Here is a 16868-nt window from a genome sequence, read left to right as displayed (position 1 = left end):
CGTCCATACCCGTACCCGTACCCGCACCCGCCTCGCAGGCTGAACCGGTGCAGCAGCGCCGTGCGAGCCCGGTCCGCGCGGACAAGGCCGCTGAGCGGGGGCCGGTCCCGGCAGGTTCGGCCGCCGAACCCTGCGCACCGCTCGCGCTCGCGCCCCTCGGCGATCCGGGCAGCGCGGTCGGCAGCGCCACCATCGAGCCCGAGGGCAAGGCCTGCTTTACGGTCGTCGTGACGAAGCCGGGCATGCACCGGCTCCTCGACTCCGACCAGGAGGCCGTCACTTCACTCACCTCCGGCGGGAAGCGGGTCGGCTGCGGGGACCCTAGGGACGGCACCTGGTGCCAGCTCGCGGCCGGAACGTACACGCTCTCGGTCGGCAACAGTTCCTGGGTGCCCATGGAAATCCGGGTCGCCGTCGTCCCGCTGATGGCCGCTTCCGGATGTCCGGCCGTCGTCGGTACCGGCTACGACTCCGCCCCGGCCACGGGGCTCGCCGTGGACCGGGTGGGCATCGTCTGTCATGCGTTCACCGCTGCCCCAGGTGAGCGGATCACGGCCGACTTCGGGCTCGCCGAGTACGGAGAGTTCATCCACTGGATCACGGACGGCACCGGCAAGCGCATCTGCGACAGTGCCGACTGTGTCCTGCCCGCTGGGGTGGGCGGCTACCGCGTCCTGGCCGAGGTTCGTGAGCCCAGAGAAGGTTTCCCCGCCGCGTACACCCTGAAGGTCCGGCGCCTGTCGAACCCCGCGGGCTGCGTGCCCGTCGCCATGACCGCGTACGGATCCGCTCCCGCGCAGGCCGCCCCCCAGACCGGTTGCAGGACGTTCACCCCGGCCGCGACCGGCCGCTACGACGCGGACGCCATCGATGCGGACGGCAGGATCTCCCACATCACCGTGTACGCGGCGGACGGCTCCACCGTCTGCGCGAACGGCCAGGACTGCCCGCTCGCCGCCGGCGCCCCGTACACGCTGGTCACCGACGTCGCCGTACGCATCCTGTCCCGTACTGGGACGACGGGCTGCGAGAGCGGGGTCACGCTCGCGCGCGACCACAAGGGCACGCTCGCCTCGTCCAGTGAGGTCGACTGCCTGAACCTGCCGCTACCCCAAGGTGCCCACGTCGCCGTCCTGTCCGACAACGACGGCCACGACGAGGAAATCACCGTCCTCGACGCCAAGGGGGCCGCCTTCTGCGCGAACACACTGGATGACGGCACCTGCGTCCTGGGCGGCACCGCCCCGTACCGCGCCCTCGTCTCCAAGATCTACCCGTCCGACAAGGCCAGCGTCTACCACCTCGTCGTCCACCGCACGGACGCGCCGAGCGCCTGCCGCACCTTCCTGCCCGGCGACTTCACGGGGAAGCCGGCCCGGATGAGCGTGAAGACCAGCACGGAGGTCTTCGCCGACTGCCTGACCATTCCCGCCAACAGCCACTCCGCGCACGAGCTGATCCAGATTCAGCGGGTCTCGGGCGACTCGGACGCCCATGTCGACGTCCTCGACGAGAAGGGCAAGCCGGTCTGCTCCATCAGCGCGTCCTACGGCACCTTCTCCACCTGTGCGCTGACGGCCAAGGCCTCGCACACCGTCCTGGTCCGGGGCCAGAACGTGCCCGCCGAGTTCGCCCTGACCCGCCTCGACGTCACTGCCACCGCGCGCGGCTGCGTCCCGACCGCCACCACGGCGGTGGGCGGCCCGTCCACCGGAGGCGTGCCGGCCAAGCCGGGGACGTTCCTGTGCCACCAGGTGACCACGGCCGACGCTGCCGACACCCTGCACCTGAACGTCCGTGACGCGCAGGGCTCTGCCCGGCTCATCGGGTACACGGCGAACGGCGACGGAGTCTGCGACTACTTCAGCTCAGGCTGCGCCGTCACCGGCTCCACCCGCTATCAGGTCCTCATCCAGGTCCCGGAGGGCAAGACCGCCGCACCGGCCTACCGGCTGGACGCACTGCGCATCGGCACGGCGGCCGGCCCGGCCCCCGAGTGCGTCAAGGTCCCGAACGTCAGCTACGGGTTCGGGCCGCTGACCGCCACCCTCAGCGAGCAGAAGACGGCGATCTGCGCCGTACTCCCGACGGCCACGGACGACTATTTCACCCTGCGGTTCACGCCTGCCGGGCCCGTCGATCAGACGCCGACACCCTGGATGTACGACCGGTCGACCCTGAAGGACGGCTGTGAGGGGCACACCTGCACCCTCCCGAACGTCTCCCCGAGGGGACCCCGGCCCAGCACGCTGGTGATCGGTCTGCCGGAGAAGCCCGCACAGGCCTCCACGGTGGTACGGGTCGACGCGACGTGCGCCATGTACCTCTGCGGTCCCGACGAGCGGACCGTCGCCACGGTGGGTCCGTCCACGGTCGGCCGGGGCAAGGTCACCATGACCGTCACGGGCAGCGCACTGCGCGAGGACGGCGCGGTCCAGTTGACCAGCGGCAGCTTCCAGGTCCGCTCGACGAACACCTCCGTCACTCCCGACAGGCGTCGCATGACGGTCGTCATGGACCTGACGAAGGCCCCGCTCGGTCCGATGTCCGTGAGCGTGTTCGCGCACGGCATGCAGTACGGCATGGGCTCGGTGACCGTAGTCGCTCCGATCCGCTCCACCGCCGCCCCCACCGTCACCGGCACTGCGGTCGTCGGTGGCACGGTGACGGCGACGACCGGCACCTGGTCGCCCGTCGCCGACTCCTACGCCTACCAGTGGCAGGCGGACGGAGCCGCGATCGCCGGTGCCACGACCGCCTCGTACACCCTGCCGGCGGCGCTTCAGGGCAAGCAGCTCACCCTGGTCGTGACCGCACGCAAGGCCGGGCACCCGGCGGCGAAGGCCACCAGCGCGGCCGTGCTCGTCAAGGGAGCCGCGCCCAAGGCGACGAAGGCCCCCTCGGTCACGGGAACGGCCAAGGTCGGCAGTGTGCTGACCGCGAGCCGCGGGACGTGGACCCCGGCACCCACCTCGTACGCCTACCGGTGGTACGCGGACGGGAAGCTGATCACCGGTGCGACCGGGACCACGTTCACCTTGACCAGTGCCCAGCTCGGAAAGCGGATCACCCTGAGGGTGACGGCCTACCGGACCGGCCACATGTCCGGCACCGCGTCGAGCCTTGCCACCGGGGCGGTCGCGGGCTGACCTGCCCGCTCAACGGAAAAGCCCCTGGGGCGGCCGGATGGCCGCACCGGGGGCTTTTCCGTCGAGACATCCTCAGGCCGCCGCCCCCGCGGCCCGGATGGAGGGTTCGTCTGCGCGGAGCTCGGCCGCCCTTCTACGCTCGCCGGGCTGCGCCGAGGGGGAGAAGACGCGTGATGACCGGGATCGCGACACCACCGGAGGCGGCCCCGCCGGACACGGAGGTTCCCCTCCCGCCCTTCAGCCGGCCTCTCGCGAACACACGTGCGACTGAACGCGGTCACCACCGCGACGCGACTGCCAACGTTCTTACGGATGGATCAGGACCAGGTACTCCGGAAGACCTGGCCGCCTCGGTTCAGGTTGTACACCCGCGTGTCTCCTACATCGTGGAGCCCGTCCACAGCCTGAGCCAGGCTCTCCAGCCGGACCGGATCAAATTCTCCGGTCTCCACCAGCACGTCCAGCCGGTCGCACCAGATCGCCCAGAACGTGCGGGCCGAGGCCGTATTCGAAGGGACGTCCCACCGCGCACCCGACAGCAGAGCGGCCAAGGCCGCGGGCCCGCTGATGGAGCCATCCCGGGCCAGAGCAGATGTCAACACCTCGAACGTCAAAATGCCCCCTCTGGTGTGGCCTTGGTTCTCAGAACCCGTCACCCCATCCGAAAGTGACGTTGTACGCGCGCTGGAGTGCGTGTCGGCCGTGGTCCCCGTCGGCGTAGGCCCATGCGAGGACTGCGGAGAACCAGAGCAGAAAGACTCCGCCGACGATGCCCAGAGCGACCAGCTTCCCGTTCCAGCTGAGCAGGACCAGGGCGATGGTCACGATTGCCACGCCGAGGTGGGCTCCCCGCGAGTCGAGCGACGCAGCCTTGCGTGCCTCTCTGCGTTCGGCCCGTTCTGCGGCGAAGCGCTCCTCTCGAACAAACTGCGGTTCGTTCTCGTCGAAGTTCATCTCATCCCCCTGGTCCTGAAGCTACATGGACCCGGTCTACGTCGGCAGAGGAGCACCACGGGGATATGGATCAGGTACTCATCGCAGAGTGACCCCGCCTCGGGCACGGCTCTACGCGGGTGCGTAGGGTCCCGTTGCTGCTCGGAGGGTTTGAAGGGCGGCTAGCCGGTGAACGAAGCGGATGGCCAGGAGGGCGGCCACGAGCGACAGCGCACCTTGTACTGCGGCGGCGGTGCCCGTCGCGGAGAGGCCGGCCGCGTCGTTGGCGCTCTCGTACACGGCTCCGTATACGCGGTCGGCGAGGAGGGACAGGAGCCACATCAGCCACCACCAGGTGATGAAGGAGGTCGAGGTGGGCTGGTCGGCGCCGTTGGGTGCGAGTTGGCGGCTCGCGTGCCAGGTCTCTCTGGCGACGCGGACGGGGATGACCAGGTTTCCGAAGGGGATGAACCAGCCGCCGATGGCCCAGCCGCTCGCCCGGGTTGCCGTGTCGGGCCTGAAGACCTTGGCGGTCTTGTGGGCGAGGTAGAACCAGGTGATGAAGACGGCCGCCGTAGCCAGGAGGAGCGGAGTCTGCACGAGGGCGGCCAAGGCCATGAGCGCGTCCGGCAGGGTGAAGCTGTCCGCGGTGCCCGCGTCGGGATACTCACCGCTGTCCAGTACTGAGCGGACGTAGAGGCCGATGCCGATGAGGGACAGGGCGTACGCGGCGGAGACCGAGAGCAGCACGATCGTGGCGATGGACAGTCCGCGAGGCGGTCGGGGCGTCACGGGCGGAGGGTTCCAACCCGGTTGCGGATACCCAGGGATCGGCTGGTGTGCGGGGCCTGCGGCCGGGTCCGCGGGCGGTGGTGAGTCGGGCGGGCTGAAGGACATGAAGAGCTACCCCCACGGGAAACTGAACGTCTGACCTGAGAAGAAGAAGAGGGCCGGCTGAGGCGCGGGCATCCTCGGCGGCGGCCCTCGCACTGCCGCGGGGATAGCGGACGGGTTTCCCCGTCCTGCCGGCCCGTCGGGTCCGGGGTCGCACCTCCCCATGGGGAGGTGCGACCCCGGACCGGTACTGCGGGGCCGGTTTTCCTACAGGGTGCCGGTGATGGTGATGTTGCCGGTGTTGCCCTTGATGCCGGTCAGAGGCACCGGTGTGGTCGGCGCCCAGGTCTTGTTTGCGTGGCGGATGGTGTGCAGAGGCTGGTTGGCGGTGGTGACGACCGCGACATGCAGCTCACCGTCGACGTGGGTGGCGCTGACGGAGCGGGTGGTGATCGAGCCGAAGACGCCGGTCAGGGAGGTGAAGGGGTCCCAGGTGCCGTTGGCCTTGCGCATGGCGTGGTACTGGTTGGCGCCGCTGTCGGTGGAGGTGACGATGTGGGCGTCTTCGCCGACGCCGGCCATCGCGATGTAGTTGATGGGACCGGTCGCGTTGGCGGCCTGCGCGACGTCACCCCACTTGCTCCAGTTGCCTGCGGTGTTGCGGATGGTGTGGAAGGCCTTGCCGCCGCTGACGGCCGCGACCTGGAGCTGGCCGGCGACGCTGGCGGTGGCGACGGCGCTCACGGTGCCGATCGGGCCTGCGGCGGCTGCGACCTCGCCGAACTGGGTCCAGTTGCCGTCGGCCTTGCGCATGGTGTGGAAGACCTTGCCGCCCGCGACGGCCAGGACGTGGAGGTCGTTGCCGATGGAGACGGTGGAGACGTCGGTGATGTCGGCCGGGGTGCTGACGACCGTGTTGATGTCGCCGAAGTCGGTCCAGGTCCCGTCGATGGAGCGGACGGTGTGGTACAGGTGGCCGGCGTTGGCATCGATGCCACCCACCGCGATGACATGGGTGTCACTGCCGACGCCACCGGCGGTCACGGCGGCGTTCTTGATGGCCCCGATCTCACTGGCCCTGGACTCGATGTCGGTGAACGCCGTCCAGGACCCGTCCGAGAGCCGCATCCCCTGGTAGATGCCCACACCGGTCTGGATGACGGTGCCCGTCTTCCAGCCGTTCGTCTGAGCCAGGATCTCCTGCTTCACCCAGCCCACGAGGTCGTCCGTACGCGAGGCGATTGCACCGGTGCGGGTTTCCGTGGCGGGGGTGCCCAGGCAGCCGCCCTGCCAGGACCGGCTGCTGATGCCGACCAGCTCGCCCGCGCTGTTGACCAGCGGGCCGCCGGAGTCGCCCTGGCAGATGGCGTCGGTACCCTTGCTGGCGATAGCGAGGGTGGTGGTGTCGGCGGAGGTGGCGCTGTACGCGGCGGTGTGAACCTTCCCGGGCACCCAGTCGGCCTTCGTCCGGCCGAACCCGGCGGCAGTCAGCGCAGCATTCACGGCGGGCTGCGCAGCGGCGAGCTTGATGGGGGTGATGCTGCTGCTCGTAACGGGCCGGGACAGCTTCGCGAGCACGACATCGCGGTTGCCGTGGGGCACGATGCTGACGACATCGAACGTACTGGTGCTCACACCGATCTTGGCTGTGGTCTTCAGCTCCGGCTTCCCCGCCACGACCGCCGCACCGGAAGTCTTCGCGAAGCAGCTGGTCGCACTCAGAACCCAGCTCGCGTCGACGAGCACGGCCGAGCAGGCACGACTCTTGGCTTCGTCTCCGATGCTGAGCCTGACGACATTGGTGTACTGCCCGGCGGCGGCGGGGGTGCCGATGGCGGCCAGGGCGGCGCCAGAGGGTGTGAGAGCGGTGGCGCCTGCGATGGTCAGGGCGGCCGCGATCCAGCGGGTGCGCGGACGTATGTGCGTCATGGTCTTCCTAGCGTCGTTCTTCGAGAAGTGCGGGCGGCAGACCTCTGCGGCCGTGGTGCCGCAGGGGGCCTGATGGCCTGGGTCAGCCGGTAACGCGAAGCTCGACCAGGACGCTTTGGGCACCGCCGATCAGGCCCTCACCAACGCTCTGGTAACCGTCCTCGGCGACGTTGACGGTGGAGGTGGCGCTTCCGGCGCGCAGGTCGGCGCTCACCGGGTGGTCATCGGCGTCGATGCCGAAGACGCGTGCGAGCTCGAGAGTGAGGTACCCGGTGGAGGCGTGCGCGGTGAAGCAGTACGTCCCCTTCCGGTTTGCCGTCTCATCCGCGTAGGAGTGCACGCGGATCTGCTCCTTGGCGTTGTCGCACTCGGCAAGGAGGATCAGTCCGTCGCCGCGGATCAGCTTGATTCCCTCAGTGGCAAGGATCTGTTCGGCGTTGGGGTAGGAGAAGTCCTCGACCGCGAAGGGCATCGGGGGCTCGGCAGCTGCCGGTACGGCGGCAGGTGTGCTGGCCGATGCGGTGGCGGTGTAGGCGCCGAAGGCGGCGAGCACGGAGAAGAGCACCGTGGCGAGGGTCAGTTTGCGGGCGCGGGTGAGCACCGGGCGGGGTCCTTCCGAAGGCGGCCCCAAAGGCGGCCGCGAACAAATCGGGCGATTGGGGCTGGAGCCCAACGCCTAAACACCAAGTAAAGATGCAATAGCAAAAATCGCTTCGATCTGAACCATTGTCAATCAAGTTTAAAGTGACGATGATCACCAGGCTCGGGTGAGATTCAATGTGGACATCTATGCGGATTCATGGACCATCAGTGCAGTTCAAGCACGGTGCCGAGAGCCCAGCCTGAAAGACCTTCAGACCGTATGGCAGGATTCCCGCACCGGGTGAGGCCTCCCTGGTGGGCACATGTGGCGGGAATGGAACTCTCCTTGTCTCATTCCCATTCGCTATTACTGCCCGTTCTGGCGTGACGTGAGAACGCCGTGCCCCTGCCTGAGATGACCACCCGTGCGCCGAGTGCCCGGATGATGAGACGAGTTGACTTTGATACGAACACTGCCCCGCCGCAGACCGCCCGGAAGGGCGCGCGGCGTGATGCGGGCCTGGGGCCGCTGCACGCTGCCGCTCGCGCTGGTCGCAGGGCTTCTGGGCGCCGCCCCCGTGGCCGCGGCAGCCGAGGCCCCTGCCGGTGACCTGCCTGGCTATGTGATCCCCCCGACCGAGCGCGGCCGGGTCGTCGACTTCTGGAAGGCCGGTAGCCCTGGGGTCAAGGCCGCGGCGGAAGTTGCCCTGACCGGCACGGATGCCCAGGTGAAGGCCTTCCTCGAGCAGGTTGCGACCATTGCCTTCCAGGAGGACCGGCTGGCCGTCGCGCAGGTAGCCAGCATGGGCGGGTCGGGCACACAGGACGCAGCCAGCAAGGCGCTCGCAGCCAACACGCCTGCCGCGATGAAGGCCTTCCTGGACGAGGGCTGGAAGGCCCCTTACGAGCAGGACCAGAGGGTCAAGGTCGCCCAGATCATTTCCAACGCGACCCCCAACGTGAAGGCAAAGGGCGCCGCCGCCCTCCAGAACGGAACACCGGCGGTCATCAAGGCGTTCCTTGATGAGGGGCAGTACACCGAGCGGGACCAGGACGAACGGATCCAGCTCGCCCAGATCCTGAGCATCGGCGGACCCAACATCCGCGACGCCGGCAGACTCGCCCTGCGCGGGACCGCCGACGACATCCGCGACTTCCTCGACGTCGGACAGCACGTGGCCCGGGCCCGGGACCAGGAACACGCCACCATCGCCCAGCTCCTCGAGCAGGTGAAGGAGTCCGGCCGACAGGCCGCCGCGGAGACCGAAGCAGCCAAGGAATCCTCCGCCCGCGCCGTCAAGTCCGCCCAGGACGCGAAGGACGCCGCCCAACTGGCCGCGAAGGAAACCGAAGAGGCACGCACCGATTCCGTACGCGCAGCCGCCGCTGCCGGCCGCGCGGCAGAAGCAACCCGCGGGGCCGCCGCTGCAGCCCAGAAGGCCATCGGCTCCGCACGCGCGGCCGCCGGCGCTGCCCGACTCGCCTCGAACGCCGCCGCGCAGGCCGCCGACGCGGCTGCCAGCGCGGGCAGGGCTGCCACGCGCGCACGCAACGCCGCGGCGGACGCGGCAACCGACGCGACCAAGGCAGGCGATGCCCGCCTGGCCGCCGAGGAAGCCCGCGCCGCAGTGAAGGCCGTCCGCGAGGTGGCAAAGGTCGCCGAGCAGGCCGAGCGCTCCGCGAACGCCGCCGGTGACGCCGCAGAGGCGGCCATCGGCGCCGGAGAGAACGCCCTCATCTCCGCAGACGCCGCCACCTCCGCGAGCGACTCCGCGGACAGGGCCGGCGTGAGTTCCGCACAGGCCCGCACCGCCGCCGCGGAGGCCCGCCGCCACGCGAACGAGGCCAAGCGCGCCGCCGGAGAAGCCGCACGCCTGGCCCGCAAGGCAGCCACCGCCGCCCGCGAAGCACGCGACGCCGCGAACTCGGCCGCCGACCACGCGGAGAAAGCCGCCATCGCGGCCGATGAAGCAGCCAAGCACGCAGGCGAAGCGGCCATAGCCGCGGCCCAGTCCACTGCCCATGCGAAGGCGGCCACGGACGCCGCCATCGCCGCGTCAGCGGCAGTAGACAAGATCAAGAACGTCTACGTGATCGCACGCGAGATCGAGGCCGAGGAACTCCTGGGCCGCACCAACGCCGGGCTCGCCAAGGCACGCGACCTCAAGACACGCGAAGACGAGCAGAAGGCTGCCGCAGCCCAGAGGGCCCAGCAGTCCACGGCCCTGGAAGCCGAAGCCAAGCAGCTGGCCACGGACGCAGCCAAGCCCGACGCCGACGTCAAGGCGATCGCCGTCCGGGCCCGCAAGGCCGCACTGCAGACGGCGAAGATCCGCGGCGACTGGAGCAAGGTCGCAGCCGAAATCGCCCTCGCCGGCAACGACACCGAGATCACCGCCTACATCCGCACCGGATGGACCAAAGCCGACCAGCAGGACCAGCGCACCCAGGTCGAGTACCTGGCCTGGGAGAGCCCTCTTGCGCCGGTCCGTACAGCCGCCGAGCAGGCCCTCAAGGGCGACGCCGCAGCCGTGACCGCCTTCCTGACCACCGGCCAGTACCAGGCCGGAAAGGAAGAATTCCGCGTCCACATCGCCCAGCTCATCGCTGACGCCGGCCCCAACACCACCGAAGCCGGCAACGCAGCCCTGGCCTCCGGCAACCTCGACAAGTACATCGCCTTCATCCGCACCGGATACGACGCCGCCCGCATCCAGGACGAGCGCATCCGTTCAGCCCAACTCGTCGACAGCGGCGGACCCGAACTCAAATCCGCCGCCCGCATCGCCCTCGACGGCCCCACCGACAAACTCCACACCTTCATCCAAGCCGGCCAGCACGCCGCACAGCGCGCAGACCTCCTCTCGCTCACCCACCAACAACGCGTCCAGCAACTCATTGCCGAAGGCGCCCGCATCGCAGCCACCGCACAACAGGACGCCGCAGAAGCCAACGAAGTAGCCGCCATCGCACGCAAGGCCGAAGCCGAAGCCAAGGGCTACGCCCTGCAGGCCTCAGACTCAGCCGCTGATGCCAACCGGTACAAGGAACAGGCCGCCAAGTCCGCCAAGGACGCCGAAGCCTCCGCCGCCAAAGCCGCCGCATCCGCGAAGACAGCCCGCGCGGCCGCAAGCCAAGCCATCCAGTCCGCCCAGAACGCCTCAACGTCCGCAGCAGACGCAAGCATTTCAGCCAGATCTGCCCGTTCGTCTGCAGAGACGGCGTGGGCATCGGCGGCAAAGGCTCGTGAGAACTATCTCGCCGCGAACAACGATGCTGTGGCGGCAGGCAAGGTCGCCGAAGCAGCCTTCGTAGAAGCTCGCGAGCATCAGGCCGACCTTTGGGCCGAAGCCCGCCGGAAGGCCAACGAGCCCGGTCCTCAGGCCCGCCATCTGTACAAATGCAATATTGCTGGCCTGGGGTGCAAGCCTGAACAGCAAGGTGCTGTCGAATGCTGGAAGAAGGGGCCAGGTTGCATGCTCTTCTTCGAGATAGCCGACAATCTCGGCCCCTTGACCGAAAAAATTGTGCAACAAGGTCTCGGTCTTAGTAACTTCTACAACTGTTTCGAGAAGAGAGATCTCCAAGCGTGTCTTGATCTCGCCGCAGACACGTCAATGTCGAATAAGATGCGAATTGCCCGCTACATGGCAGGGCGTCTAGCTGACGCCCTCAGGGTGGGGTGTGAGTGCTTCCCCGCGGGCACCAAGGTACTCATGGGGGATGGCTCCACTCGAAACATTGAAGAAATCCAGGAAGGTGACGAAGTAACTGCTGGGGACCCTCTGTCGGGGGCTACGGCTCCCAAGAAGGTAACTCAGAAGATCGTCACAGAGAAGGATAGGCGGTTCAACGAGCTCACGATAGAGACATCGGCGGGTTCTGCGAATCTAACAGCGACCTTCGAACACCCCTTCTGGAGCCGCTCGTCTATGCAGTGGCTTGCGGCTCGTGAGCTTCTACCAGGCGATGATCTCGTAACCAGTAGCGGTGGAGCGGCGCGCATAACGGCAAACCGCACTTACGATCAGCATGTACGGACATACAACCTGAGCGTGGCTGACCTGCATACCTATTATGTACTGGCCGGCAACACGCCGATTCTGGTACATAACAGTCAGTGCCTGTTCCCTAATCAAATGCCGGATAAACTTGCTGCGGAGCTCGCGGTGGCTGAGAGGTTCGGAGTCGCACCCGTCAGGCCCGGATCTCCTGAATTCGATGCTGTCATTGATACCGGACAGATAAAATGGGCAGTCCTGGAGGATGGAAGTCTGGTGGTCGTGCCAAAATTCGTGCAGGGTCAAGAAATCCATCATTCCGTTTTGAGTAGGGGAGCACCGGTTCGGGCGGCTGGTGAGGCTAGTGTTGCGGGCTCTGCGCGGGACGGCTACTTTGGTTTGGAAATTAACAACCATAGTGGCCATTTCCGGCCTTCGATTGAAAGCCTCGAAGTCGGCAGGGGTGCATTCTCGGAAGCTGGGGTTGAGTTCTGGTGAGTGGCTTCGAAAGCCTTGTGTCTCTCGATTTGAGATCACTTTCCGATGTGTTGTCTTCACGTAACCCTCCTCAGGGTGATCTTGAGCCGCAGGAGTGGCTGGGTGTCGTCGAGCTAATTACGATGAACATGGCCGATGGTTTCAACACCGATGCAGCCGAGAATTGGGAGACGTATGCGGCGGCATACGCGTACGCTCTTGAAACGGCCGTGGCCTCGGGAGCGATTGACCATCACGAGAGTGTGGTGCGCCGCCTAAATCTCTCCCTTGTCCTTCTACAGAAGGCCCGACCGGACGGCAGGTGGGGAATTCTCGATCCGTATCAATTGATCGAAATCCTTCTCCTGGAGCTTCCCGTGTCGGCCGAGGAGGCTCGGATTCTGTCCGTAGATTGGCGCACTCGAGACATATCCTGCATTCGCTCTATGAGAGCTGCAAAAGATCTTCTTTCTCCCGGGTTGGAGATCTCGCGGCTGATTTCGACAGCAGATTTGGACCCCCGTTTGAAGACGTGGTGGGAAATTCTGCCATCGCTCCCGTGAGTAAGTAGCAAGGAATCTCAAGCGGCGGGAAACTAGCCTCGAAATGTCGTTACGGTCCGTCGGTTCCTCCGTCGGGCCGTTTCGTTTGTTCGGTCTTGGCGATGCCGGTGTGGGGGGCCGTCGACCCGTTGGCGCCGCTCGTCAGTGTGGATGCGACGTGCTCCCAACTGGCCGTGTGTGAATGAGCGAGTTGATGCCGCCCAAGGTTTTGTGGGCGTCGCACGCATCGCAGGGGGTCGCCCGCGGGTCTTCCGCGGCCATGGTTCGGCCTTCCTCGGTGGTGAGGGTCCCCTCCGTCCTACTCTGGATCGCCCAGCAGTCGGGGCGAGTGGGTGGCGACCAAGCATCGGTGGGCTCTGGCGGTGGATCAGGCCGAGCGTGAGGCGCTGCTGAGGTCCGCAGCCGGTTGCCCGAACACGACGCTGGCCTTCGACCGGGCGTCCTGACCCCCTAACATCAGCTTTCGGACCCAGCCTGGCGCGGGGCCCTCCACCAGATTCGATGGAGGGCCCCGCGCTCGTCGGAGTGGTTCGTGGCGGTGGCGGCGGGGAGTACGCCGGCTAGCGGGTCTTGTAGGGCTTGGAGTGCAGTCGGGAGCAGGCGGGGCAGCCGCTGCCCTTAGCGACGCGGTTGCGGACGGAGGCGGTATACCGGTGCCCGCTCACGTCGCAGTGCCAGATCACCGGACGGTTGCTGGTGGCCGTTACCTCGTAGGGGCTCACGGGGTTTCTGGCGTCCCACTGCTGGGCGAGGTGCGGATGGCTGGCGGCGAGGGGGCGAAGGAATGGTCCGCCCGAGCGCAAGCGTGCCCCCCTTTTCGGAGAGCGCTTGGTGTCGGCCCGGTAGCTGTGAAGCATGCTCGACCAGATCCCGTCGACCGCGCTTGCGGTCAGTTCGGCCGCCAGACTCCCGATGTAGCTCTCCGAGTGCATCTCGGGCTCGGGACTGGTGAAGCTGGAGACCTTCTTCCAGGCGGCCTTCCAGGCTTCGTCCTGCCCCAGGACTCCGCAGCCGTGGATGAAGGCGAGCAGCTGCTGCTCGTCGATCGGCGTGGTCTTGCGGGAGATGATCCGGCCGATGGTGCTCAGGGGGAGCGCGTGGCGGTTTCCGCACTCGGCCTGGATCTCACCCCGTGAGGGTGCACCGGCGGCCTCGTAGACGTACTCCAGGGCCAGGCTGAGGTCGCGCCGGTCGCCGATGAGCTCGACCCGCGGGGCGCGGAGGTTGTGCAGGACGTTGCGTTCCTCAATGCGGGCGTCGATCCGCATCCGTTCAAGGGTCGCTGTCATTCCGGGGGAGGCGTCGCAGACCTGTGTGTGCGTTCTCGTTCTTGTTGCGGTGTGGCCGCTGACAGGCTGCCTCTCTGACCTGTGACCCTGCGAGTCGATGAGGCGGTCGGGCATGGGCTGTTTTCGGCGCCAGGGGTTTTTGACCTGTGGTGCAGCAGGTTGGATGAGAGTCCCGCAGACGTATTGAGAATGGCGGTTGCCGCCTTGACTGCGGGGGAGTGGGGAGAAAGCGGCCCTTGCAGGGGCTTGCGGTCGGGTCGAAGTGCGGCGCCGGTGGCATCCTCTGGTGCGCATGCGCGCCAGGGAGCGGGCCGCGAAGCAGACGGGTCTGGTCATCGAGACCCGTGTCCGGTTCGGTTTCATCGCGGCCACCGGCACGTCGGGCGACGGCCGGATGCGCCGGCCGGATCGCGCACCTTCGAACTCGCGGCCCGGCTGCTCGCCGCGCAGGACGCCGACGCGTCCGAAGCGCAGCTTCAGGCGATGGCCGCGGAAGGACTCCAAGAGGCGTACTTCAAGGACAAACGGTGCCCGTGCTCAGGGCGTCCTGGTGGAGTTCACCGACATCGACTACATCGAGGTAAACCTGTAGACCCCGGGGCAGGCTCAGCGGGGCGCGCGCGGCCCCGGCTTCCTGCCGGCAGAGGGGATTGGGCGGGCCCATGAGTCGGGGATGGGGCGTGGGGGCATGATGTCGGGCACCGGGTGCAGCGGCGGTTGGATGACGGCCCGCTCGTCGCCGGTGAGTGCGCGGGCGGTGAAGCCGGCGGCGTGGACGTCGTTGTCGGCCGTGAACGTGATGAGGGTGCCGACCGGCTCGGCTGCGGCCTGCTCGATGACACGAAGGAGTTCGTCCGCCCAGTCGATCGGCTGGCCCCTGCGGTCCATGCGCTCCGCGCCGGGCGGGAACTGGAGGATCAGCCCGCCGGGGTGGCCGGTGACATCGAGGTGGAGGCTTCCGTCGGCCGGGGTGACCGCGGTGACCTTGTCGGCCCGGATCCGTACCTTCCCGGCGAGCAGCCAGACCCGCGAGCGGCCTGCCCTCACCACGGCTGCGCCCGCTGCTCGGCGGCCGGGCGAGGGCCGGTGGTGGTGTTCATGGAGCCACGTTCCCAGGGCCGTGCGGTGCGTGGAGGGGAGTTTCGGGAAATGCCCCGCGAACGGGGCACGGGGCCATCCTCGGGGACTCCCGCCCGGCTCGGCACCGTAGACATCCCGGCCGAGCGAGTCACCCGAAAGCAGCGCTAGCGCTGCAAATCGCGAGGCGACCATCGAGCTGTACCGCCGTGACCGGCCCGCGGGCCGGACTGCGCCGTGAGCGTCCCGCAGTAGCCCACCGCACGGCTCCGGTGCGCTGTACGGGGCCGCGCGCATCCCTGCGGCGCCCGGTTCTTCAGCGTCCGTGGAGGGTGTGGTGGAGTGCGGTGCGCAGGATGTGTCCGGTGGTGGTGATGCGGGTTGCGATCCGGGTGCGTTCGGTGTGTGCTTCGGGTGGTGCGGCGGTTCCGGTGGGCCACACGTCCTTCCAGGTTTCCAGGGCTTGGACGTGGGGTTGGTTGGTCCAGTAGACCCCGCGGTGGAGGGGTGTCCAGAGGGCCTCTGAGAGGCTCACGACGAGCCGGGCGGTGAGCCCGGTACCCGAGTGGGGTCCGGTGCCTCCTAGGGTCTGTCCGGCCCTCTGGGCGCCTTGGGGGATTGGGTCCCACTTCCGTAGCAGGCCGCGGTGTTCGAGTTCGGTGCGGAGCGCGGGGGCGAGTGCGTGGAGCCTGCTGACGCGGTGCTGGCCGGTCTCGCGGAGTCGGTCGCGTTCGGCGCGGATCCGCGTGCGGGCCGCGCGGAGTGCGGGCCCGCGCAGCGCGAGGAGGTTCGCGTCCTGTTCGGCGCCGGCCTGCCAGCGGGTCTCGGCGGTCTGCTGTTCTTGGACCAGGGCGTCGAGCCGGTCAAGGTCAGCGGGGGAGACCGCTACGACCATGAGGTGTGCCATGAGTCCATCCTCCCCTGGGAGATGGGGCCCAGAACCCGCTCCGCGCAGCCGGTCCTCTGTATCTATATAGATACTTGACATCCGCACTAACCCGATCATTCCCGTATCTATCTGGCTCTCATTTTGAAGCAGACTGGTTATGCGGGGAGGTTTCTGGGAGGCTGGGGGGTGTACGGGACCTCAGTTATGCCGGTCGGGTCAAGAAGCAGTGTGGGCCCCAGCCGTACGCGTGGCATGCGACCGATGTCTTCGTGAACCCGACCGGACTCCCTGTTGCCAGCCGCCCGCGCAGCGGGCCCTAAGGTGACTCTGAACGCACGTTAAAGGCGGCTAAGGTGCGTTTGAACGCACCTTAGCGCCAGTCTGCTTTGTTGCTGCTGGCAGCCTGCGGAGCGGGCTGTGGTCCTGGAGGCGGAGCCGGAAGGACTGAGGGTGGGAGCGAAGCGGACGCCCAACGGGCCGTAGGCCCGGACCCAGTGAAACGGAGTCACCTCCCGCGCGGCGCGCGGGAGCCCTGAGCCGACGAAGCCGACCAGCTCGGCGCCACCACCACCTGGTCGATCTGCCTGATTCCTCGGGCGGGAGGGACCGAACCGTGCCCGCGTAGGATCGCGTTCCCGTACGGTCCTCAGGGCTAGGGCTGGGTAGCTGAACGCAGGGGGCTGATGAGAGTGGCGGGTACGCGGCGAGATCGCCGAGGTTTGTGGTGGTCGCTACTTCTCCTGGGCGCCGCAGTCGGTGTCTGCGGGTATCTCGTGGGAACCCACTGCTACGGTGACGCCGAGACGAAGGGCCTTGGAAACGTGGCCTTCTGGGGAATGCTTGCAGGTGGCACCCTGGCCCTCGGCGCGGCGTCTGAGCTCATCCAGCCCGCGGTGAACCGTGGCGTGGCGCGGTTTTTCGCCGGGATTGAGAGGCGTGGCCGGGACAGGCATGCAGCTGCACAGAACGCGGACCCCGATCGACGGGATGCTGCCTGAGCCACAGGCGAGGGAGCGGAGCGGACTCGCTTACCGGGCCGTAGGCCCGGACCCCGTGAAACGGGGTCGCCTCCCGCGCGGAGCGCGGGATCCCTGAGGCCGGCGAAGCCGGCCTCATTCTGGTGGAGCGCAGCGGAACCAGGTCCG

The 16868-nt window shown here is 67.8% G+C and carries 11 protein-coding genes; 4 read left to right on the top strand and 7 right to left on the bottom strand.

The window, feature by feature from the left end; genetic code table 11:
* Positions 1–47 precede the first annotated feature (47 nt).
* On the top strand, positions 48–3149 hold the full coding sequence (locus tag AC3IX6_RS00055) for a hypothetical protein (RefSeq protein ID WP_489368081.1): 3102 nt from the start codon (positions 48–50) through the stop codon (positions 3147–3149).
* A gap of 642 nt (positions 3150–3791) precedes the next feature.
* Here AC3IX6_RS00055 and AC3IX6_RS00050 read toward each other — a convergent pair.
* The 4 genes from AC3IX6_RS00050 to AC3IX6_RS00035 all read right to left on the bottom strand — a co-directional run bounded on the left by AC3IX6_RS00050 (position 3792) and on the right by AC3IX6_RS00035 (position 7446).
* On the bottom strand, positions 3792–4103 hold the full coding sequence (locus AC3IX6_RS00050; protein ID WP_489368080.1) for a hypothetical protein: 312 nt from the start codon (positions 4101–4103) through the stop codon (positions 3792–3794).
* Between the two features lie 111 nt (positions 4104–4214).
* Positions 4215–4874 carry a DUF4328 domain-containing protein gene (locus tag AC3IX6_RS00045; RefSeq protein WP_489368079.1) on the bottom strand — a complete coding sequence of 220 codons (660 nt, stop codon included), beginning with the start codon at positions 4872–4874 and terminating at the stop codon, positions 4215–4217.
* A 309-nt stretch (positions 4875–5183) separates the two neighbouring features.
* The gene (locus AC3IX6_RS00040; RefSeq protein WP_489368078.1) at positions 5184–6845 is read right to left on the bottom strand and encodes a S1 family peptidase; all 1662 of its coding nucleotides are present in this window, start codon (positions 6843–6845) and stop codon (positions 5184–5186) included.
* A gap of 82 nt (positions 6846–6927) precedes the next feature.
* Complete coding sequence (locus AC3IX6_RS00035; RefSeq protein WP_489368077.1) at positions 6928–7446, bottom strand: hypothetical protein; 519 nt, start codon at positions 7444–7446, stop codon at positions 6928–6930.
* A gap of 493 nt (positions 7447–7939) precedes the next feature.
* Here AC3IX6_RS00035 and AC3IX6_RS00030 point away from each other — a divergent pair, with 493 nt between their 5' ends.
* Both AC3IX6_RS00030 and AC3IX6_RS00025 read left to right on the top strand, forming a co-directional pair.
* Positions 7940–11926, top strand: coding sequence for a polymorphic toxin-type HINT domain-containing protein (locus AC3IX6_RS00030; RefSeq protein ID WP_489371697.1), 3987 nt, complete (start codon positions 7940–7942; stop codon positions 11924–11926).
* Positions 11923–12468, top strand: a complete 546-nt coding sequence (locus AC3IX6_RS00025) for a hypothetical protein (protein ID WP_489368076.1) — start codon at positions 11923–11925, stop codon at positions 12466–12468. The genes AC3IX6_RS00030 and AC3IX6_RS00025 overlap by 4 nt, the downstream gene beginning before the upstream one ends.
* Before the next feature lie 560 nt (positions 12469–13028).
* On the opposite strand, the gene AC3IX6_RS00020 is transcribed toward AC3IX6_RS00025, so the two are convergent.
* Entirely contained in the window at positions 13029–13736 is a 708-nt protein-coding gene (locus AC3IX6_RS00020; RefSeq protein WP_489368075.1) for a zinc-ribbon domain-containing protein, read from the bottom strand.
* Positions 13737–14049: 313 nt separating this feature from the next.
* On the opposite strand from AC3IX6_RS00020, the gene AC3IX6_RS00015 reads away from it, so the two are divergent.
* Positions 14050–14349, top strand: a complete 300-nt coding sequence (locus AC3IX6_RS00015) for a hypothetical protein (RefSeq protein ID WP_489368074.1) — start codon at positions 14050–14052, stop codon at positions 14347–14349.
* A 14-nt stretch (positions 14350–14363) separates the two neighbouring features.
* Here the strand turns inward: AC3IX6_RS00015 and AC3IX6_RS00010 are convergent, their stop codons facing one another.
* Positions 14364–14807, bottom strand: a complete 444-nt coding sequence (locus AC3IX6_RS00010) for a hypothetical protein (RefSeq protein ID WP_489368073.1) — start codon at positions 14805–14807, stop codon at positions 14364–14366.
* Positions 14808–15150: 343 nt separating this feature from the next.
* Positions 15151–15741, bottom strand: coding sequence for a hypothetical protein (locus AC3IX6_RS00005; RefSeq protein ID WP_489368072.1), 591 nt, complete (start codon positions 15739–15741; stop codon positions 15151–15153).
* Positions 15742–16868 lie beyond the last annotated feature (1127 nt).

It is taken from the genome of Streptomyces sp. GL_141, assembly GCF_057834385.1.
The sequence above is the reverse complement of the archived record's forward strand: the minus strand, read 5'-3'. Positions and strand labels throughout refer to the sequence as shown.

Coding starts and splice junctions, on each gene's coding strand:
- AC3IX6_RS00040 (WP_489368078.1), bottom strand. CDS start 6,845: ATGACGCACATACGTCCGCGCACCCGCTGGATCGCGGCCGCCCTGACC.
- AC3IX6_RS00030 (WP_489371697.1), top strand. CDS start 7,940: ATGCGGGCCTGGGGCCGCTGCACGCTGCCGCTCGCGCTGGTCGCAGGG.
- AC3IX6_RS00020 (WP_489368075.1), bottom strand. CDS start 13,736: ATGCGGATCGACGCCCGCATTGAGGAACGCAACGTCCTGCACAACCTC.
- AC3IX6_RS00015 (WP_489368074.1), top strand. CDS start 14,050: ATGCGCGCCAGGGAGCGGGCCGCGAAGCAGACGGGTCTGGTCATCGAG.
- AC3IX6_RS00050 (WP_489368080.1), bottom strand. CDS start 4,103: ATGAACTTCGACGAGAACGAACCGCAGTTTGTTCGAGAGGAGCGCTTC.
- AC3IX6_RS00005 (WP_489368072.1), bottom strand. CDS start 15,741: ATGGCACACCTCATGGTCGTAGCGGTCTCCCCCGCTGACCTTGACCGG.